Source organism: Bradyrhizobium sp. BR 1432 (assembly GCF_051547705.1).
GTDB lineage: Bacteria > Pseudomonadota > Alphaproteobacteria > Rhizobiales > Xanthobacteraceae > Bradyrhizobium > Bradyrhizobium zhanjiangense.
Map to the genome: position 1 here is coordinate 4,443,294 of NZ_JBPUGF010000003.1, position 18,245 is coordinate 4,461,538.

Here is an 18,245-nt window from a genome sequence, read left to right on the forward strand (position 1 = left end):
GCGAGGGAGAAGCGTTCGGATGAGGATCTGCTTTATCGGAGCGGGAGCCCTGGGCTCGACCATCGGCGGCACGCTGGCACGCGGCGGTGCCGAGGTTTGGTTGATCGATCCGTTCCAGGCTCATGTCGACGCGATCAATGCCGATGGTCTCCGGATGCTCGAAGGTGACGCCGAGACCGTTGTGAAGGTCTCTGCCTGCACCTCCGCGACCCAGGTCGGCATCGTGGCGGACCTCGTCATCGTCCTCGTCAAATCCTATCACACGCGGGATGCGATCCGGGCGGCAGCGCCGATCATCGGGCCGCAGACGGTCGTGATGTCGCTTCAAAACGGTCTTGGTCACGAGGATATCCTTGCGGAGGAAGTGGGGCGTGACAGGGTCATGGCCGGCAAGACCTACGTTGGCGGTGTGCTGCTTGGCCCCGGTCGTGTTCGCTCCGGGGTCATCGGCAAGGAAACCATCATCGGTGAACTTGATGGACACCTGACGGAACGCGCTCAGCGAATTTCCGAGACGTTCAATCGCGCCGGCATTCTCACGCTGCTCAGCGACAACATTCTGGGCACGATGTGGGACAAGTTGTTCATCAATGTCGCCGGAGGAGGAATCACTGCCGTTACCGGGCTGACTTATGGCGGTCTCTATTCGCTGCCGATCCTGGAAGATTGCGCGCTGGCCGCGATCTCAGAGGGCATCGCGGTCGCGCAGGCGGCCGGCGTGAAGATCTCGATCACCGATCCGCGACGCGCTTGGACGATGGCATCCGCTGGTCTACCGCCCGAGTTCAAGACGTCGATGTTGCAGAGTTTGCAGTCCGGCAACCTGACCGAGGTCGACTACATCCACGGCTCCGTCGTGCGTTGGGGTTCCAGGCTCAACGTCCCAACTCCCGTAAATTCCACCCTCGTCGCGTTAGTCAAGGGCATCGAATACGCCCGCAGCGACTATCCTGGAAGGTCCTGAGACGATGTCGCCGCCCCGTGCCTATGTCGAACACGTCGCCATCCGTGTGCCTGACGTTGATCGTCACGTCGACTTCTTTCGTGAGGTGCTTGGTCTTGCCATTCGCGACGAGCAACCCGCCGATGGCGCGCGCCCACGTCAGGTGTGGGTGCTCGGAAGCGTGCAACTCATCGAAGATCCGAACTTCGTGGGACCAGAGGGGCGTCTCGCCCATCTCGGCATCATGGTCGACGATTACGAAGGTGTGCTCGCCCGTGCGGCCGCGTGGGGCGCCAAGGCGTTGCCTGCCGGGCCGAACTGGCTCGAGCTACCGGGCGGGCTCAACGTCGAAATCTTGCAAGCCAGTGCAGGCGCCGTGGAAGCCGCCCTGGCGATCAATCCCCGTGCCTAGAGTTAGAGGAAGACGCGACATGACCGGTGAGCGCTACTGGGACGATGCCAGGGTCGGTGACGAATGCGTCACCCCCTCGGTGACGGTCACCGAAGCGATGGTGAATGCCTATGCCGAACTGACGGGTGATTTCACGCCGGTCCATGTCGACGAGGAATACGCCAAGACCACACCGTTCGGCACGCGCGTCGCGCACGGGCTGTTCGGTCTGTCGCTGGCCGACGGTTTGAAGACCCGTGCCGACTACCGTTTCCTTCCGGGAATGTCGCTGGGCTGGACGTGGGATTTCAAGCTACCGATCAAGCTCGGTGACACCGTGCACGTGAAGTTCCGCGTTGGTTCGATGCGCGCCACGAAGCGTGACGGGTGGGGCATCGTGGTGCTGCCCTCGGAGCTCATCAACCAGCGCGGCGAAGTGGTGCAGCTAGGCGAGCATCGGCTGATGATTCCGATGCGGCCGAAGACCAACGCCGCAGGAGAGCAGGCATGAGCACGCAAGATCTGCCGCTCAAAGGCATTCGCGTCATCGACTACAGCCATTTCCTGGCAGGCCCGTTCATGGGCCGTTGCCTCGCCGCGATGGGCGCGGACGTCATCAAGGTGGAGCGTCCGAAGGCAGGCGATGCGGGCCGCGCCCATGGGTATTTCAAGGACGGACAATCCGGCTACTTCCTGCAGCAGAACATGGGGAAGCAGGGATTGTGTATCGATCTGCGCGACACGCGTGGTCTCGACATGATGATGAAGCTGGTCGACACAGCCGACGTCTTCATCGAGAACTACCGCCCCGGCGCACTCGAGCGCCTCGGGCTCGGTTACAAGGCGCTATCGACGCGGAAGCCCGGACTGATCTACTGCTCGGTCTCCGCCTATGGCCACACCGGTCCCTATGCCGACCGTCCGGGCTTCGGCCTGATCGCAGAGGCGATGTCGGGCGCTCTGGCGCAACTGGGCTCCCCCGGTGAAGCGCCGCCGCTGCTGCGGATGCCACTGGCCGACATGTATACCGGCATTCACGGTGTGGCTGCCATCAATGCAGCGCTGGTCGGCCGCGCGTCGTCCGGCCGCGGCCAGCATATCGATCTGGCGCTGTACGACTGCATGGTGTCGATGCACGACTATGCGGTTCAGCGTTACTTCCTTTCCGGCGGTACCGACCTGCCGAAGCAGACCGGCAGCGGCCAGCCGGACTCGACCGTTTACGGGGTCTTTCCGGCCAAGGACGGCAATCTTGTCATCGCTGCGCAAGTCGATGATGCGTGGCGACGATTGGCGGCGCTGATCGGAGGAAGCAGGTTGTCATCCGACGAACGCTTCACCACGCCTGCCGCGCGGAACGCCCACTATGCCGAGGCGATGGAAATTGTGCGCAACTGGACGCTGTCGCAGCCGTCTCGGGATGCCTGTCTTGCCGCACTCGAGCAAGCAGGTGTGCCGTCCGCTCCTGTGCAGACCATCGAAGAGGTCGTGAGGGATCCGCAGATCCACGCGCGTGGCATGCTGGTCGAGCAGGAGCATCCTGTTCTCGGCAGGGTGACGTTGCCGAACCTGCCCTTCCGCTTCTCCAGCTGCGACATCACGGTGCGCACTCCAGCACCACTGCTCGGCCAGGACAATCGCCACATTGCAGAGTCGCTGGGCCTGTCGGCCCAAACCATCGACGCGATGGTGCGAGACGGTGTTCTCTACAACGAAACTGCAGTGCAGGAGTAAGCCATGAGCGATCGTTATGCGGTGATTGGCAATCCGATCGGCTTCAGCAAATCACCCCTCATCCATGGCACTTTCGCCAAAATGACGGGACAGGACCTTGTCTATGAGGCGATCGAGGGACCACTCGATGGCTTCAACGAACGGGTTGATCAATTCCGGACGGAGGGCGCCAAGGGGCTGAACATCACAGCCCCGTTCAAGCTCGATGCTTTCGCCTACGCAAATGAGCTTTCAGAGAGCGCCAAACGAGCGGGCGCCGCAAACTGCCTGAAGTTCGAGGGCGATCGGATCATTGCCGAGAATTTCGACGGGATCGGCCTGGTGCGTGACATCACCGTCAATCTCGGCGTCAAAATGGCCGGCCGCCGCGTCCTGATGCTCGGCGCTGGAGGAGCAGCACGTGGCGCGCTGCTGCCGTTCCTCCGCCAGGAGCCGTCCGAGCTGGTTCTGGTCAACCGAACGCTGTCGAAAGCGGTGGCATTGGCCGAAGAGTTTGCCGGCTGGGGTCCCCTGATTGTCAGCGGCTATGCTGAACTGGCCGATCTTGCCAAGGGCTATGACGTCGTGGTCAACGCGACGTCGGCCAGCCTGCGCGGTGAAATGCCGCCGCTTCCAGGCAATGTCTTCCGCGGTGCGGAGCTGGCGTACGAACTCGCCTACGGCAAAGGGCTGACGCCCTTTTTGCAAGCAGCCCGCGCCGAAGGCGTAGCCAAGCTGGCCGACGGCGTCGGCATGCTGGTCGAGCAAGCGGCCGAAGCTTTTTCCTGGTGGCGCGGCGTTCGACCGAGCACGGCTCAGGTCATCGCCGAACTGACCGTCCCATTGAGCTGACGGCCGATGCCGAGCATGCATCCGAAGTCCAGCTTTCTCGTCGGCCTGATCGGCAGCGGCATCGCTGCGTCCCGCACCCCGCCCATGCACGAAGCGGCCGCAGACGCCGCTGGCATCCGCTATATCTACAAAAAGATCGATCTGACAGAGTTGAAGCTCGGTGTGGAGGCGTTGCCGGAATTGCTCACGGCCGCAAGGCGGATGGGCTTTGACGGGTTGAACGTGACCCATCCCTGCAAGCAGGCGATCCTTCCATACTTGGACGAGCTTTCGCCTGACGCAGAGGCGCTTGGCGCCGTGAACACCGTGGTCATCAGGAACGGTCGAATGACCGGCAACAACACGGACTGGTTCGGCTTCGCCGAGAACTTTCGCCGCAACATGGAAGGTGCATCACTCGGTCGCGTCGTCCAGTTCGGCGCGGGCGGCGCAGGCGCGGCGGTCGCTTTCGCGCTCATGAAGCTGGGCGTGCGGGAACTAACCATCATCGACGTCGACGTGGCCAAGGCGCAGAGTTTGGTGGATAGCTTGTCTCCCCGATTTGTAGAGGGGCGCTTGAGGGCCGGCCAGGATGTTCGCGGCGGCCGTCGCTGCCGCAGACGGAATTGTCAACGCAACGCCGATCGGCATGGACAAGTATCCGGGGACACCGCTGCCGACGGCCCTGCTGCGTCCCGATCTGTGGGTCGCCGAGATCGTCTACTTCCCGCTGGAAACCGCGCTGCTGCGCGCGGCGCGTGCCCTCGGCTGCCGCGCCGTCGATGGTGGTGGCATGGCGATCTTCCAGGGCACCGAGGCATTCCGCCTGTTCACGGGCATCTCACCTGATCCAGACGTCTTCTTCGCCACTTTTGCATCCCGGGGAGGGTGACACCCGGCCGATGGGCGAGCGGCACGCACAACGCCCGAGAGGAAACGCAAGATGGGCTACACGCTCGATTTCTCGGTGGTTTGGCATGCGATGCCCGCGCTGCTGTGGGGGTGCGTGGGTACGTTGGGCCTGGCGCTTGCCGGCATGACGCTCGCAATGATGATCGGTGTCGCCGGCGTCGCGGCACGCGATTCGAAGGCGGCGTGGTTGCGTGCTCTCGTGATCGGCTTCGTCGAGACCGTGCGCAATACGCCTTTCCTGGTGCAGATCTTCTTTCTGTTCTTCGCCCTGCCGCTCGTCGGATTGAAGCTCAATCCGACAGCTACCGCCGTCATCGCACTCGGTGTCAACGGCGGCGCCTACGCCATCGAGATCATCCGCGGCGGGGTGCAGTCCATTCATAAGGGACAGGTAGAAGCCGGCTACGCGCTCGGACTGCACAAAGGGCAGGTATTCCGGTTCGTTGTGCTCAAGCCAGCGCTTCGCGCGATCTACCCCTCGCTCACGGGTCAGTTCATCATGCTGACGCTGACCTCGTCGATCTGTTCGGCCGTATCGGCTTACGAATTGACGTCGGTTGCGCAGCGCATCGAAAGCGACACATTCCGCAGCTTCGAGGTCTACTTCTTCGTCACTTTCCTCTACCTCGCGATCTCCTGGCTGTTGATGCTGGGCTTCGCGGTCATCTCTCACCGTTTCTTCTCATATCCAACACGCTGAGGGGGAGATGATGGCACCGCATTTTGGCCTCCCTGAGTTCGGTTTCCTGTTGCGTGGATTGCAATGGACGATGCTGCTGACGCTGGTCGCGTTTGCGGGCGGCTGCACGGCGGGGCTGGCTATCGCATTGCTGCGCACCTGTGGTCATAAGGGCGTGGAATGGGTCATCCGCATTTACATCGGGATATTCCAGGGCACTCCGCTGCTGCTGCAGCTTTTCGTCGTGTATTACGGATTGGCGCTAACCGGGCTGAAGCTCGACGCCTTCGTCGCGGTGGCGATCGGCTTCACCGTGAATGCCTCCGCCTTCCTTGGTGAGATTTGGCGCGGAGCGATACAGGCCGTGCCGCGCGGCCAGACCGAGGCGGCGATGGCGCTTGGACTGCATTATTCGTCCCGCATGCGCGACATCGTGCTGCCGCAGGCGATCCGCATCTCGCTACCGGCGACCATCGGCTATCTCGTGCAGCTCATCAAGGGCACTTCGCTCGCCGCCATCGTCGGCTTCATCGAACTCGCCCGCGCCGGTCAAATCGTATCGAACCAGACCTTCCAGCCGTTGCTCGTCTTCGGCGTGGTCGGCGCGATGTATTTCATCCTCTGCTGGCCACTCTCATGGTGGGGCAGCCGGATGGAGGCCAGGCTCGCCCTGGCCAGTCAAAGGTAGGAACGGCGCACTTGCCCAATCAAACAGAGCCATCACCAGGAGGAGGAAACATCAGATGTTATTTTCGATCAATCGTCGCCAACTCGGCGCCGCGCTGCTGATGCTGGGGGCCATCGCTGTCGCGGGTAAATCGCAGGCGGGCACTCTGGAAGACGTGAAGAAGAAGGGCGTCGTCGTCATCGGCATCCAGGGCGACAATCCTCCTTGGGGCTATGTCGACAGCTCAGGAAAGCAGGATGGCATCGATGCCGATATGGGGCGCGCCTTCGCTGAATATCTTGGCGTGAAGGCCGAGTTCGTCCCGCTGGCGGTGGCCAATCGTATTCCGGCGCTGACCACAGGCCGCGTAGACATTCTGTTCGCAACCATGGCGATGCTGCCCGAGCGTGCAAAGGCGGTGCAGTATTCCAAACCGTATGTTGCCAATGAGATCACGCTTGTCGCTGCCCAGGCAACGCCGATCAGCAGCAATGCCGATATGGGCAAGTACGTTATAGGCGTTCCGAGGTCCTCCACGCAGGACACCCAGGTCACCAATAGTGCTCCAGCGGGCACCGAAATCCGCAGATTTGATGATGATGCGGCCACGATCCAGGCGCTGCTCTCGGGTCAGGTGCAGGCCGTCGGCGCAAACAGCTTCTACCCGCAGCGTCTGAACGCCGCAAAGCCGGAATTTGGGTTCGAGCCCAAGCTTCACTTCACTGCCCTGTACAACGGAGCCTGCACCCGCCTGGGGGAGAAGGAGTGGAACGAGACCGCCAACAAGTTCATCGACCAGATCAAGTCTAACGGTAAATTGGCCGGCTTCTACGCCAAATGGATGAAGGCGCCCGTGCCGACCTTCCCCGACTCGGTCCCCGGCGTTCCGTTCACAGTCCAGTAAATACCGTTAAGCGGCCGACGCGCTGCGCGCGTTGGCCGCTGTCGATGTCGGAGGCCGAATTCATGCAGGACCAGATCCTGATCGAAATGACGGGTGTGCAGAAGTGGTACGGCGGGTACCAAGCTCTCCGCAACGTTGATCTCACTGTGCGCAAGGGTGAAAAAATCGTGCTCTGCGGTCCGTCCGGCTCAGGCAAGTCGACACTGATCCGCTGCATCAACCGCCTCGAGGCGATCCAGCAGGGCAGTATCGTAGTAAACGGTCATCGGCTGGACGACAGCATCAAGGCAATCGATGTCGTACGTCAGGACGTCGGCATGGTCTTTCAGAGCTTCAACCTCTTTCCGCATATGACGGTGTTGCAGAATTGCATGCTCGCCCCCGTTCGCGCGCGCCGCATCAGCAAGACCGAGGCGGAGGCGACCGCGCGAAAATATCTCGAGCGCGTGCGCATCGGTGACCAGGCTAACAAGTATCCGGCTCAGCTTTCGGGCGGTCAGCAACAGCGCGTCGCTATTGCGCGCGCGCTCTGCATGCAGCCTAAGGTGATGCTGTTTGACGAACCGACCTCGGCTCTCGATCCCGAAATGGTCAAGGAGGTGCTCGATACAATGATAGGCCTCGCCAACGACGGCATGACCATGATTTGCGTCACCCACGAGATGGGCTTTGCCCGCCAGGTTGCCGACCGGGTCATCTTCATGGCTGAAGGCCAGATCATCGAAGAAGGCGAGCCCGGCGCTTTCTTCCGCAATCCACAGCACGCCCGCACCAGGCAGTTCCTTGGTGAGATCCTCGCCCATCACTGAACGGAGTACTTCCATGAGTCGTCTTGTCTACGTCCTCAACGGGCCAAATCTCAATTTGCTTGGCAAGCGCCAGCCCCACATCTATGGCCACGAGACGCTTTCGGATGTGGAGCGAGATTGCCGGGCGCTGGCCGGGGAGCTTGGCCTGGAGATTCGCTTTCATCAATCCAACAGAGAATACGAGCTGATCGACTGGATCCACGAGGCGCGCGAGACGGCGGCCGGTATTGTGATGAATCCCGCGGCTTTCACCCATACGTCGGTCGCCATCCTGGATGCTCTAAACACGTTCGAGGGGACAGTGATCGAGGTGCACATTTCCAACGTGCACAAACGCGAGGAATTCCGCCACCACTCGTTTGTGTCCAAACGAGCTGATGGAGTCATCGCAGGCTTCGGGACCCAGGGTTATCTGCTCGGCTTGCGTCGTGTGGCCAAGCTGCTTGATGAGAAGAAGGGGTAGCATCGTATGAGTGCACCCGTCCGTCGTGATGCGCCAACGTCTCATGCCGATCGCTGCGGATGTTTGGTAGTCTGCGCCGGCGTCGGCGGAGGGCAATAGTGGTCGGAACCGCTCGTTTGATCTGGATCAAGTCTCAGGCCCCCGCGGTCTTCAAGCTGTAAGCTGTCTGGCCTCTGAGATCCGGCAAAGCCTTGAAGACACTTCGCCAGCTTCTGTCCACCGACGGTGTTGTCCAGCTTGTGATCCGGCTGGCGCTGCTCGGCCTGCTGATCCTATGGACATTTCTGATCATCCGACCGTTCGTGCCGATCCTGACTTGGAGCGCGGTGCTGGCGGTGGCGTTCTACCCGGTTTTCGCCTGGCTCGCCCAACGCCTCGGCGATCGTCCCCGGATCGCCTCAGCCGTTCTCACCCTCGTCACGCTAGGCATCGTCATCGGTCCCGCCGCCTGGCTGGGCCTTGGTGCGGTTGAAGGGCTCCGGGACCTTGCGGGCCAGATCGGCAGCGGGGATCTCGTGCTTCAGGCGGCGCCAGAGCAGATCAGGGATTGGCCCTTGATCGGTCCGCAGCTCTACGCGTTCTGGGATGAGGCCTACACGAATATCCGTGCTGCGCTGCGCGAGGTGGCGCCGTATTTGAAACCGCTCGCCGGGACGATGTTGTCGTTTGCGGGCGACACCGGCATCGGAATGCTCCAATTCCTGCTGTCGGTGGTCGTCGCCGGTTTCCTGCTTCCGTACGGGACGCAGCTTGTTGCCGCGCTCCGGGGCTTCCTGTTGCGCATCGTGCCCGACCAGAGCGAGCACTTCCTGGAGCTCGCCGGGGCCACCATACGCGCGGTCTCACAGGGTGTCATCGGTGTCGCCATCGTGCAGGCCCTGCTGGCGGGCATCGGTTTCAAGCTCGCTGGCCTCCCAAGCGCAGGGCTGCTCGCAATCATCGTGCTCTTGCTATCGATCGTTCAGATCGGCGCGGCTATCGTGCTTCTTCCCGTGGTCGTTTGGATATGGATGGACAAGGACGTGACCGTAGCCCTGCTCTTGACGGTCTATCTCGTCGCCGTCGGTCTTCTTGATAACGTCCTGAAGCCGCTTCTCATGGGGCGAGGCCTGACGACGCCGACGCTCGTGATCCTGATCGGGGTCATCGGTGGTACGCTCGCGCATGGGATCATCGGCCTGTTCATCGGGCCGATCATCCTGTCGGTTGCTTGGGAGTTAGCGGCTGCATGGATCGGGATCGACCGGGCTACGCCGATTCCGGTGGACCAGGCTGCCGTTGCCGCAACGGAAACCGTCGACGCACCGTTGACCTAGATCAATCGTCCCCTTCGTCGATAGGCGCGAGCATGGTCACCATCAGATTCGATTCTCATCGTCGATCATAACGAATTGGGTCTGCCGAATTGAGGTCGGGTTCGACGCTATGATGCTACAATTCCTTGTCGGCATCCTGGTCAGTGTGATCAATATCGGGCTCCACGCGCTGGTGACGGTGGTCGCGGTCGCCATCGCTCGCAGTGCAGGCCTGCGTCATACCAATCGGCCGAGGTTGCATCTCATGGGCGTCATGATCGCGGCCGCCGTCGTGTTGAAGATCGCCCACATGCTCGAAATCCTGATGTGGGCCGCGACCTACAATGTCGTCCAGGCTGCTGCCGTCGACACGGACTTGCTCTACTTTGCTTTCGTCAACTACACCACGCTGGGCTACGGCGACATCACGCCGGTGCGCGAATGGCGGCTCATCGGCCCATTGACCGCCATGAATGGTGTTCTGCTGTTCGGCTGGTCCGCCGCCATTCTGTTCGAAGTCCTGCGCAAGACACTCGAACATCTCGGGCTGACGGAAGCGCCCGGCACAAGTCTACCACGGACCTAACGCAGTCGCGTGGACCCATCTTGATGGTCGTGGATTGTGGACCAGCACTCCGCCGGTTCAGGGCTGCAGATCGAGACTGGCGAGCTGGTGCCGGTCGAGCAGCACGATCTGACGCTGAGTGTTGCCGACGAAGCCGAGAACGCCAAGCTCATGCAGCCGCGACAGAGCGCGCGAGACAGTCTCCAGCGTCAGGCCGAGATAGTCGGCGATATCGCGCCGCGACATCGGAAGTGCCATGACGCCGGCGGCCGTCAGGCGCTTGTCCATTTCAAGCAGGAACGCCGCGACCCGCTCCAGGGAGGTCTTGCGGCCGAGAAGCAGCATGTGGTCTTCCGCATGCTGGAGGTTATCTGTCGTCATGCTGAGCAGGTTTCTGGTTACCATGACATCGCTCTCGGCCACGGTTTCGAGACTTTGCCGTCTGATCAGGCGTACCGTGGTGTCGATGATCGCTTCCGTCGTGAACCGGTGCTCGCTGCCGTTCTCGAGCCCGAAGATGTCGCCAACGAGGTGAAATGCGCCGATCTGCCTGCGGCCATCCGACAGCAGCTTGTAACTTCGTACCGCTCCGGACTTGACCTGGTAAACATACTCGGCCGGCTCTTTCTCGCCGTAGATCTCGGATCCTTTTCGGTAGGAGAATTCGCTTAAATTGACCAGCGCATTTGAATGATTTGTCATGCCGAGGTCGCGGAGGGTATTGGGACGCAGGGTGGAATCCGTTGTGATGCGAACGAACATGGGCCAACTCCTCAGCTTGTCGCCGAATTGGTCGGTCGGATGAAATATTCTCAGCTGGAAATGCGCCGCGCTATCCCACTCCCGCCGCAGTTGATTTTCGACCAAGGTGGTAGTTCAATCCATTGTCCCAAGGTTCATTGTACCAAAGGACAGCACTGCTGATTGTTGCGCGGGATGAGAAGCTTGCCGCGGTGGAGATGCGACATATTGCGAAGCAGATATTCCGACTTCCAAACGTGAAGATGACTTGAAGAATGAGAGGGACGTCGAGCCGTCCTCATTAAATTGAGCGAGAGGTAAAAAAGTGCCAGGCCTCGTTCACGTTGTTGACGACGACAGAGTCCTTTCGGACCGCGATCGAGCGCAGGCTGAAGCTCGCAGGATACGAGGTCGCGACCTATGCCTCAGCACTGGAGCTCCTGGATTCGGCGCCGGATGACGAGCAGGTGGGGTGTATCCTGCTCGACGTACGGATCCCGGGACTGAGCGGTCCCGACCTGCAGACCCGGTTGATCGCGTCTGGTTCGATGCTGCCGATCGTCTTCCTGACCGGCCATGCCGACACGCCGACCACCGTGCGCGCGATCAAGGCTGGTGCGGAAGACTTCCTGACCAAACCTATATCCTCCGAGCAGTTGCTCGACGCGATCGAGCGCGCGTTGGCCAGTCAGCAAACGGCGCGCACCCAGCGCAGCAGGCTTGATGGGTTTCGTGGTCATCTGGCCACGCTGACGCAGCGCGAGCGACAGGTGTTTGATCTCATCGTGCGCGGCCGGATCAACAAGCAGATCGCGCATGAACTCGGAACCACCGAACGCACAGTGAAAGCGCACCGTCACCAGGTGATGGAGAAGATGCAGGTTCATTCGCTGGCGGAACTCGTTTCGATCGCAGAGCGGCTCGGAATACTCGATTCGAACGAGCATTAGCCGCATCGTCACAGCGGTACGGTTCTCCCCGCTGTCGACTGCCCCGAAGGACAATGCCGAGGCGTGTTGACAGTGCACGGCGAGCCGTGCGCTATAGTGGATAGATGTCCGCTCCCGGAAATGCGGAGCAATCGTATCCAGTATCCCACCATCGTAGCAGTTCATCATCTCCCGGAAAGGCAGATCGCCTTGCCCCTATGCGAGTCCGTTTTCGTCGTCGATGACGATCCGTCCATGCGTGCCAGCATGGACAGACTTCTGCGAGGGTACGGTTTCGACACCACGCTGTTCGACACTGCGAGTGCCTTGCTCGATCATGGCAAGTTCTCCACCGCGATTTGCATCATCCTCGACATCAATCTTGGCGCAAAGTCCGGCATCGAGGTACGGCGAAGACTGGCTGAGAACGGCGTCATGGCGCCCGTGATCTATGTAACCGGGAATGATTGCCCCGCGAACCGTGCCGCGGCGATCGCATCGGGCTGCTTCGCTTATCTGACAAAGCCATTTTCCGCAGCATCGCTGATCGAGTCGGTGACGCGCGCCGCTGCCGCATAGGCCGCGAGCGCTCACTCCTCGACATATTGCTCCAGCGTCTTCGCCGGCGCACCGTTGCGCACGGACGCGAACTGAGCCAGCGGAACCGAGGTCGTGAGGGCCAGGAGATTCGAATCGACGAGCTCGAGCGTCAGCGCCTTGCCTGATGCCATCTCCTTGAGGGTCTTTGGCGCCGCCACGTCGGCTGCGATGCAGAGGTTGGTGACACACCAGGTATAGGGCACGCGGAAGGGAGTGCCGTGGTCGACCGTCAATTTGGGGGCTTGTTGCAGGTACATGCCGACAGGCACGAACAACTGCAGCCGGGCTGTGGAAGCGTCCTCGCGCTCGATCAGGTCGATGCGCACGGCCGTCTGACCGGTCGGGAATTTGCCTGTTATCGAAGTCCGGCACAGCATCGGCGCACCGCCGGCCTTGAAGCAGAGTTTCTGCCAGGCGCCATAGCTGATGTCCTTTGCTTCGCGCTGGCCGCGCGTTGCGACCTCGGCGGGCTTGTCGGCTTTCGCGGCCTCTGGCGCGGCGACGGTTGCGCTTGTGGCGGTTCCGACGGCTGCAACCACCAAGAGGCCAGAGACAATCAAGAGGGCGAGGCATCGTCGCGTCTCCGGGATATGGCAATCACTTCTGCGCATCCAAGAACTTCGTCACCGGCGGCGACCAGAGCGGGATCGCGTCCGGCGAGCCGATGAAGAAATGACCTTCATTGCCGAACGGCGGCATCAGATGATATTCGGCGCGGCCGCCGGCGGCGGTGAAGGCGGCATGCATGCGCTTGGACAGATCGGGTCCGAAGAACGTGTCGTTCTCGATGTAGATCCACAGCATCGGCACGCGCGAGGTGCGGCCGAAATCCGCGGTGGCCGCGACCAGCTTGTCGGGCGCGCAATTGCTGTTGGGCTTGCCGCCGACCCGGCCGCCGCGGCCTGCGGCGAAGGTGATGATCGCCTTCACCTGCGGCGGGTTCACGCTCGACAAGGCGATCGAAGCCCAGCCGCCGGCGGATTGACCGACCACGATCACGTCCTTCGGGATGATCCGCTTCTCGGCGGCCAAATAGTCGATAATCCAGAGATCGACCTGGGCGACCGCAAGGCCCGCATCATGGAAATTGGGATTGGTGCACTTGCCGACTTTGGAGAAGAACGGGCCAAACAGTGCGCGCTCGGGAATGTCGATCGCCTGTGCGCCATAACCGCTGCCGACCGGCGCCACCACCAGATAGCCGCGCTTGGCAAACCATTTGGCGGCATCGCGGAATTCCACCAAAGGAAAGAAGCTGCGATCGGTCGGGTTGAGCGAGACGCCATGGTTCATGATCACCAGCGGGAAGGGGCCGTCGCCGACCGGACGCACCAGATAGGCGAACATCGGCAGCGGCAGCGGGAGTGCCCAGACTTCTTCCTGGATGCTGACCTCGTCCTCGGCGCGCACGGGCGATGCGACGACGAGAAGGACGAGGAGGGTAATCGCAAGAGCCTGGAGCAATGCAGGCATGCGATGCATCGCGACCTCCCTCATCCCGAAAACGTTGCGGCCACCACGATCGGACCGAGCACCGTCAGCACGACGTTGCCGACCGCGTAGGGCACGGCGACGCCGAGCACCGGCGTCTGACTCTCAGCGACGTCGCAGGCGCCGGTGACGGCGGCATCGACCGTCATGGCGCCGGCCAGCGCGCCGCAGGTCACGACCGGGTTCATGCGCAGCAGGTAATAGGCAACGAGCGTTCCGACCGTCATCGGGATCAGCGTGACGACGATGCCCATGCCGACCAGCAGCAGGCCATGGGCCTGGATCGCCGACCAGGCGGCAAGACCGTTGCCGAGCCCGACCGCCGCGATGAAGCCGCCAAGGCCGATGTCGCTCAAAGTCTGCTGCGCCGCTGGCGGCATCGCGCCCATAGTCGGCTTGCGCGAGCGCAGCCAGCCGCAGACGAGGCCTGCGATCAGCGCGCCGCCGCCGCCACCAAGCGTCAGCGCGACCGCGCTGAGCTTGAAGCTGGCAAGGCCGGCCAAGAGACCGACGGCGATGCCGGCGGCAAGGAAGGCGATATCGGTCCGGTCGCTCGCGTTCAGCGCGTGACCGACCTGAGCCGTCGCCCGTGCGATATTGCCGGTGCTGCCGACCAGCGTCATGACATCGCCGAGATAGACGCGCGTTTCGGGCCCGAGCGGCACTTCACGCCCCATCCTCGTGAGGGCGCGCAGGAAAACGCCGCGTGCGCTGTCGCCGACGATATCGGCCACCTCCTTGATCGAGCGGCTGTGCAGCCTGCGGTTCTCCACGAGCACGTCGATCACGTTGCCTGGCAGGCTGCGCAAGAGCTCGTCCGCGTCGATTTCCTCGCCGATTACGGGCTTTGCCGCGACGATGGCCGCAGTCGGGCCGGTCAGGACGACGTCGTCGCCGTTCTCGAGAGCGGTATTGCGGTGCGGCGCAATATCGGCGCCGCGGCGCACGATCCGCTCCACAATGGTGCGGCTGCCGATCTCCGCCTCGATGGCTTCGACCGTGCGGCCCGCCGCGGCCGAGATGCGATAGGCGCGGGCCTGGAATTTGCGATAGGACAGATTGTCGGTCTTCGCTGGCGCACCGCCGGCAAGCTCGGCCTCGAGCTTTTTCGCTTCCGCCTTCAAATCGATCCGCATCAGCCGCGGCGCGACGAAGGGAACGAACAGCAGCGTCAGGATGTAGCCGAGCACATAGGTTACGGCGTAGCCAGCCGCGATGTTGGCCTCCTGCTGCTTCAACACGTCGGCGGAGAGGCCGAGCTGCGCCAGCGCGCCAGATGCGGTGCCGATCACCGAGGATTGCGTCAGCGCGCCCGCTGCGAGGCCTGCGGCCGTTCCGGTGTCGAGCTTGAACGCGTGAGCGAAGATGAGCACGAGCACGAGGCCCGTCGCGCCGATCACCAGCGCCAGCACGACCTGCGCCAGCGTCCGCACACTCAGCGAGGCAAAGAATTCCGGTCCCGAGCGGTAGCCGATCGTGAAGACGAAGAGGCTGAACAGGATCGCCCGCAGGATCGGTGGGAACGTGAAGCTGCCGAGCTGTCCGATCAAGACGGCGACGATCAAGATGCAAGCGGTGGTGCCGATCGAAAAACCGCGAACCTTGATGCGGCCGAGGATGGTGCCCACCGCAATCGCCAGCAGCAGGAATATCTCCGGTGCGGTGGTGATGATCCACCTGACGGTTTCCATGGTCGCATTCCCCCGGCGCTTTGGTGCGATTTGATTGGCGGTGCGGGGGACATTGCTTGATCCAGATCAAGCCTCGGCAGAGACGAGGCGATGCCTATGACCTCATGAAATGTTTGCGACAGCCCGTATTGCCGACATGAGCACCCTGTACGTCGCCGCCGGCGCGATCCGCCGCGATGAAACGGTCGAGATCGTCCTGCTGCTCGCCTTTGCCGGCGGCTATATCGATGCCTATACCTGGATCATTCACGGCGTGATGGCGAATGCCCAGACAGCCAATGTGATTTTTCTTTGGGTCTATGCGATGGCCGGAAATTGGGCGAAGGCATTGCACTTCGTGCCGCCGATCCTGGCCTTCGCGATCGGCATCGTGATCGCGGCCTGGCTGCGCCGTGCGGCGGGTGGGAGGGCCAGCGCGATCAGCACCTTGATCGAGATCCTGCTCTTGATCGTGATCGGTATCCTGCATAACCGGCTGCCGGATCTGGCCGGAACGCTCGGCATTTCCGTGATTGCGGCGATGCAAGCCGCGATATTCGTGAAAGTCGAGGGCACCGGTTGCAGCACGGTGATGCTCACCGGCAACATGCGTCAGACTATCGAGAACATCTTCGCGGTCGCATCCGGAGGCGCGCCGCTGGGGACGTTGCGCCGCTCGGGCATCTTCTTCGCATTATGTGCGGTATTCGGCTTTGGTGCCGCCGCCGGTGCTTTTGCGACTAAGAGCATCCCCGATCTCGCGCTGGGCGTGCCGGTGGTCGCGCTGCTGATTGTGTTGCTACGCTGCGAAGCGTCTAATTCGGAGGAGCGGCGATGAACACACCGTCCGATCCGACCTGGACGCGATTCTTTCCACCGGCTGAGTGGCTTGCAGCGTATCGACGCGAATGGCTGCCGTCCGACGCGATCGCCGGCATCACGCTCGCCGCTTACGCCATCCCGGTCTCGCTCGCCTATGCCGCGCTCGCCGGCTTGCCGCCGCAGGTCGGCGTCTATGGCTACATGCTCGGCGGCATCGGCTACGCCTTGCTGGGGTCATCGCGGCAGCTTGCGATCGGCCCGACCTCGGCGATCTCCCTGATGATCGCCGGCACCGTCGGCGCGCTGGCCGGCGGCGATGCACTGCGTTATGCCCAGATCGCGAGCCTTGCAGCCTTTGCGGTGGCCGTGTTGTGCTTCATCGCCTGGCTGTTCAAGCTCAGTGTGCTGGTCCGCCTCGTCAGCGACAGCATTCTGGTCGGCTTCAAGGCCGGTGCCGGGCTCACCATCATCATGAGCCAGCTGCCGAGCCTGCTCGGTGTTGCCGGTGGCGGCCACAATTTCTTCGATCGCGCCATCAAGCTGGGCGGTCAGCTCGGCGGCATCGATCCGCTTGTGCTCGCCATCGGCGCCGTCGCGCTGTTGTTGCTCCTGCTTGGCGAGCCGGCTTTTGCCGGGCAAGCCCGTCGGCATCACCATCGTTGCGCTCGCGATCATTCTGGCAACACTTCTGGGCCTCCCGGCCCTCGGTGTGCCCGTGACCGGGAAGATACCGGAAGGGCTGCCGGCGCTGGGGATCCCGACATTCGGCCTGCTGGAGTTCGACGATCTGTTTCCGCTGGCGGCAGGTTGCGTGCTGCTGGCCTATATCGAAGGCGTATCGGCAGCCGCAGCTTTGCTGCCAAGCACGGCTATCCGCTCGATGTCCGTCGGGAGTTCCTGGGATTGGGCGCGGCGAACCTCGCCGCTGCCTTAGGCCATGGCTATCCCGTCGCCGGCGGCCTGTCGCAATCGGCCGTCAACGACAGTGCCGGCGCGCGGACAGCGTTGGCGCTGGTGATCTGCTCGGTGGCGCTCGGGCTGTGCCTGCTGTTCTTCACGGGGCTGCTGACCAATCTCCCCAAGGCGGTGCTCGGGGCGATCGTCTTCGCCGCCGTCTACAGGCTGGTCGACGTTCGTGCACTGCTACGAATGTGGCAGGTCAGTCGGATCGATTTCTACGCCGCGGCGATTGCCCTGATCTCCGTGCTGCTGCTCGGCATCCTCCAGGGCATTCTGCTGGCATCGATCGCGTCGATCTTCCTGCTGCTGGCGCGGGCCTCGCGGCCAAACGTCGCATTCCTCGGCCGCTTGCCCGGCAGCGGACGTTATTCGGACAGTGCGAGGCATGAGGGCGTCGAGCCGCTGGTTGGAATCATCGCCTTCCGGCCCGAAGCGTCGCTGCTCTACATCAATGCCGAGACGATTCTGGAAACCGTCCTGATCGCCCTCCGGGGATCGCCGGGCGTCCGGCTGGTGGCCTGCGACTTGTCGGCGTCGCCCTATATCGATCTGGCAGGCGCGCGCATGCTGCACGATCTCCATGACGAACTTGCATCACGCAGGGTGACCTTCTGCATCGTCGGCGCTCATGCGCAGCTCCGCGACCTCTTGCGCGCCGAAGGACTCGCGGCCAAGACCGACAGCGGGCAGTGGCTGCGGTCGCTCGATAGCCTGCTGAGCGATGATCAGGCGAGCACCGCGCAACGAACGGTCTGACGCCTTCCTATTGCGTTGCGAACGGCATGGCATTGGCTGTCACAATGCACCCGACCGTTGACTTGGATCAATGGAGCAACCGGCGCCGCACTCACGATCCCGCA

The 18,245-nt window shown here is 62.4% G+C and carries 18 protein-coding genes and 3 pseudogenes; 17 read left to right on the plus strand and 4 right to left on the minus strand.

The annotated features are described in order from the left end of the window. Positions 1-19 precede the first annotated feature (19 nt). The 13 genes and pseudogenes from ACSKB8_RS21335 to ACSKB8_RS21395 all read left to right on the plus strand — a co-directional run bounded on the left by ACSKB8_RS21335 (position 20) and on the right by ACSKB8_RS21395 (position 10,193). Positions 20-964 carry a ketopantoate reductase family protein gene (locus tag ACSKB8_RS21335; protein WP_438106165.1) on the plus strand — a complete coding sequence of 315 codons (945 nt, stop codon included), beginning with the start codon at positions 20-22 and terminating at the stop codon, positions 962-964. A gap of 4 nt (positions 965-968) precedes the next feature. Beyond that, positions 969-1,355 carry a VOC family protein gene (locus ACSKB8_RS21340; protein ID WP_128945180.1) on the plus strand — a complete coding sequence of 129 codons (387 nt, stop codon included), beginning with the start codon at positions 969-971 and terminating at the stop codon, positions 1,353-1,355. 19 nt (positions 1,356-1,374) lie between these two features. Next, complete coding sequence (locus ACSKB8_RS21345; RefSeq protein ID WP_370987565.1) at positions 1,375-1,845, plus strand: MaoC family dehydratase; 471 nt, start codon at positions 1,375-1,377, stop codon at positions 1,843-1,845. Further along, entirely contained in the window at positions 1,842-3,068 is a 1,227-nt protein-coding gene (locus ACSKB8_RS21350; RefSeq protein ID WP_438106167.1) for a CaiB/BaiF CoA transferase family protein, read from the plus strand. Before ACSKB8_RS21345 ends, ACSKB8_RS21350 begins: the two co-directional genes overlap by 4 nt. 3 nt (positions 3,069-3,071) lie before the next feature. Then, complete coding sequence (aroE, locus tag ACSKB8_RS21355) at positions 3,072-3,899, plus strand: shikimate dehydrogenase (RefSeq protein WP_438106169.1); 828 nt, start codon at positions 3,072-3,074, stop codon at positions 3,897-3,899. A 15-nt stretch (positions 3,900-3,914) separates the two neighbouring features. Then, positions 3,915-4,770 (plus strand): annotated as a pseudogene (locus tag ACSKB8_RS21360) (shikimate dehydrogenase). Positions 4,771-4,821: 51 nt separating this feature from the next. Then, a complete protein-coding gene (locus ACSKB8_RS21365) occupies positions 4,822-5,490 on the plus strand; it encodes an amino acid ABC transporter permease (protein WP_091878454.1) in 669 nt (222 codons plus the stop codon). A 10-nt stretch (positions 5,491-5,500) separates the two neighbouring features. Continuing rightward, positions 5,501-6,157, plus strand: a complete 657-nt coding sequence (locus tag ACSKB8_RS21370) for an amino acid ABC transporter permease (RefSeq protein ID WP_438110611.1) — start codon at positions 5,501-5,503, stop codon at positions 6,155-6,157. 55 nt (positions 6,158-6,212) lie between these two features. Further along, a complete protein-coding gene (locus ACSKB8_RS21375; RefSeq protein WP_438106171.1) occupies positions 6,213-7,040 on the plus strand; it encodes a transporter substrate-binding domain-containing protein in 828 nt (275 codons plus the stop codon). Between the two features lie 62 nt (positions 7,041-7,102). Beyond that, entirely contained in the window at positions 7,103-7,849 is a 747-nt protein-coding gene (locus ACSKB8_RS21380; protein WP_438110613.1) for an amino acid ABC transporter ATP-binding protein, read from the plus strand. 13 nt (positions 7,850-7,862) lie between these two features. Then, positions 7,863-8,312 carry a type II 3-dehydroquinate dehydratase gene (gene aroQ / locus ACSKB8_RS21385; RefSeq protein ID WP_438106173.1) on the plus strand — a complete coding sequence of 150 codons (450 nt, stop codon included), beginning with the start codon at positions 7,863-7,865 and terminating at the stop codon, positions 8,310-8,312. Between the two features lie 239 nt (positions 8,313-8,551). After that, a complete protein-coding gene (locus ACSKB8_RS21390) occupies positions 8,552-9,628 on the plus strand; it encodes an AI-2E family transporter (protein WP_438106174.1) in 1,077 nt (358 codons plus the stop codon). A 109-nt stretch (positions 9,629-9,737) separates the two neighbouring features. Next, positions 9,738-10,193 carry a potassium channel family protein gene (locus ACSKB8_RS21395; RefSeq protein ID WP_438106176.1) on the plus strand — a complete coding sequence of 152 codons (456 nt, stop codon included), beginning with the start codon at positions 9,738-9,740 and terminating at the stop codon, positions 10,191-10,193. 57 nt (positions 10,194-10,250) lie between these two features. Here the strand turns inward: ACSKB8_RS21395 and ACSKB8_RS21400 are convergent, their stop codons facing one another. Continuing rightward, complete coding sequence (locus tag ACSKB8_RS21400) at positions 10,251-10,934, minus strand: helix-turn-helix domain-containing protein (protein ID WP_091880224.1); 684 nt, start codon at positions 10,932-10,934, stop codon at positions 10,251-10,253. A gap of 304 nt (positions 10,935-11,238) precedes the next feature. Between ACSKB8_RS21400 and ACSKB8_RS21405 the strand changes: the two are divergent. Both ACSKB8_RS21405 and ACSKB8_RS21410 read left to right on the plus strand, forming a co-directional pair. Continuing rightward, positions 11,239-11,863, plus strand: a pseudogene (locus ACSKB8_RS21405) (response regulator transcription factor). A 189-nt stretch (positions 11,864-12,052) separates the two neighbouring features. After that, the gene (locus tag ACSKB8_RS21410) at positions 12,053-12,421 is read left to right on the plus strand and encodes a response regulator transcription factor (protein ID WP_438110615.1); all 369 of its coding nucleotides are present in this window, start codon (positions 12,053-12,055) and stop codon (positions 12,419-12,421) included. Positions 12,422-12,432: 11 nt separating this feature from the next. On the opposite strand, the gene ACSKB8_RS21415 is transcribed toward ACSKB8_RS21410, so the two are convergent. The 3 genes from ACSKB8_RS21415 to ACSKB8_RS21425 are packed head-to-tail and all read right to left on the minus strand — an operon-like array spanning position 12,433 to position 15,624. Beyond that, complete coding sequence (locus tag ACSKB8_RS21415; protein WP_438106178.1) at positions 12,433-13,053, minus strand: invasion associated locus B family protein; 621 nt, start codon at positions 13,051-13,053, stop codon at positions 12,433-12,435. Then, positions 13,040-13,915, minus strand: coding sequence for an alpha/beta hydrolase family protein (locus tag ACSKB8_RS21420; RefSeq protein ID WP_438110617.1), 876 nt, complete (start codon positions 13,913-13,915; stop codon positions 13,040-13,042). Before ACSKB8_RS21420 ends, ACSKB8_RS21415 begins: the two co-directional genes overlap by 14 nt. 20 nt (positions 13,916-13,935) lie before the next feature. Next, positions 13,936-15,624, minus strand: coding sequence for an aspartate:alanine exchanger family transporter (locus ACSKB8_RS21425; protein ID WP_438106180.1), 1,689 nt, complete (start codon positions 15,622-15,624; stop codon positions 13,936-13,938). A gap of 136 nt (positions 15,625-15,760) precedes the next feature. Here ACSKB8_RS21425 and ACSKB8_RS21430 point away from each other — a divergent pair, with 136 nt between their 5' ends. Continuing rightward, entirely contained in the window at positions 15,761-16,441 is a 681-nt protein-coding gene (locus ACSKB8_RS21430) for a YoaK family protein (RefSeq protein ID WP_438106181.1), read from the plus strand. Then, a pseudogene (locus ACSKB8_RS21435) lies at positions 16,438-18,141 on the plus strand (SulP family inorganic anion transporter). The gene ACSKB8_RS21430 and the pseudogene ACSKB8_RS21435 overlap by 4 nt, the downstream one beginning before the upstream one ends. Positions 18,142-18,245: the final 104 nt, after the last annotated feature.

Coding starts and splice junctions, on each gene's coding strand:
- ACSKB8_RS21375 (WP_438106171.1), top strand. CDS start 6,213: ATGTTATTTTCGATCAATCGTCGCCAACTCGGCGCCGCGCTGCTGATG.
- aroE (WP_438106169.1), top strand. CDS start 3,072: ATGAGCGATCGTTATGCGGTGATTGGCAATCCGATCGGCTTCAGCAAA.
- ACSKB8_RS21415 (WP_438106178.1), bottom strand. CDS start 13,053: ATGCGCAGAAGTGATTGCCATATCCCGGAGACGCGACGATGCCTCGCC.
- ACSKB8_RS21395 (WP_438106176.1), top strand. CDS start 9,738: ATGATGCTACAATTCCTTGTCGGCATCCTGGTCAGTGTGATCAATATC.
- ACSKB8_RS21345 (WP_370987565.1), top strand. CDS start 1,375: ATGACCGGTGAGCGCTACTGGGACGATGCCAGGGTCGGTGACGAATGC.
- ACSKB8_RS21430 (WP_438106181.1), top strand. CDS start 15,761: ATGAGCACCCTGTACGTCGCCGCCGGCGCGATCCGCCGCGATGAAACG.
- ACSKB8_RS21335 (WP_438106165.1), top strand. CDS start 20: ATGAGGATCTGCTTTATCGGAGCGGGAGCCCTGGGCTCGACCATCGGC.
- ACSKB8_RS21400 (WP_091880224.1), bottom strand. CDS start 10,934: ATGTTCGTTCGCATCACAACGGATTCCACCCTGCGTCCCAATACCCTC.
- ACSKB8_RS21340 (WP_128945180.1), top strand. CDS start 969: ATGTCGCCGCCCCGTGCCTATGTCGAACACGTCGCCATCCGTGTGCCT.
- ACSKB8_RS21365 (WP_091878454.1), top strand. CDS start 4,822: ATGGGCTACACGCTCGATTTCTCGGTGGTTTGGCATGCGATGCCCGCG.
- ACSKB8_RS21420 (WP_438110617.1), bottom strand. CDS start 13,915: ATGCCTGCATTGCTCCAGGCTCTTGCGATTACCCTCCTCGTCCTTCTC.
- ACSKB8_RS21370 (WP_438110611.1), top strand. CDS start 5,501: ATGGCACCGCATTTTGGCCTCCCTGAGTTCGGTTTCCTGTTGCGTGGA.
- aroQ (WP_438106173.1), top strand. CDS start 7,863: ATGAGTCGTCTTGTCTACGTCCTCAACGGGCCAAATCTCAATTTGCTT.
- ACSKB8_RS21425 (WP_438106180.1), bottom strand. CDS start 15,624: ATGGAAACCGTCAGGTGGATCATCACCACCGCACCGGAGATATTCCTG.
- ACSKB8_RS21350 (WP_438106167.1), top strand. CDS start 1,842: ATGAGCACGCAAGATCTGCCGCTCAAAGGCATTCGCGTCATCGACTAC.
- ACSKB8_RS21380 (WP_438110613.1), top strand. CDS start 7,103: ATGCAGGACCAGATCCTGATCGAAATGACGGGTGTGCAGAAGTGGTAC.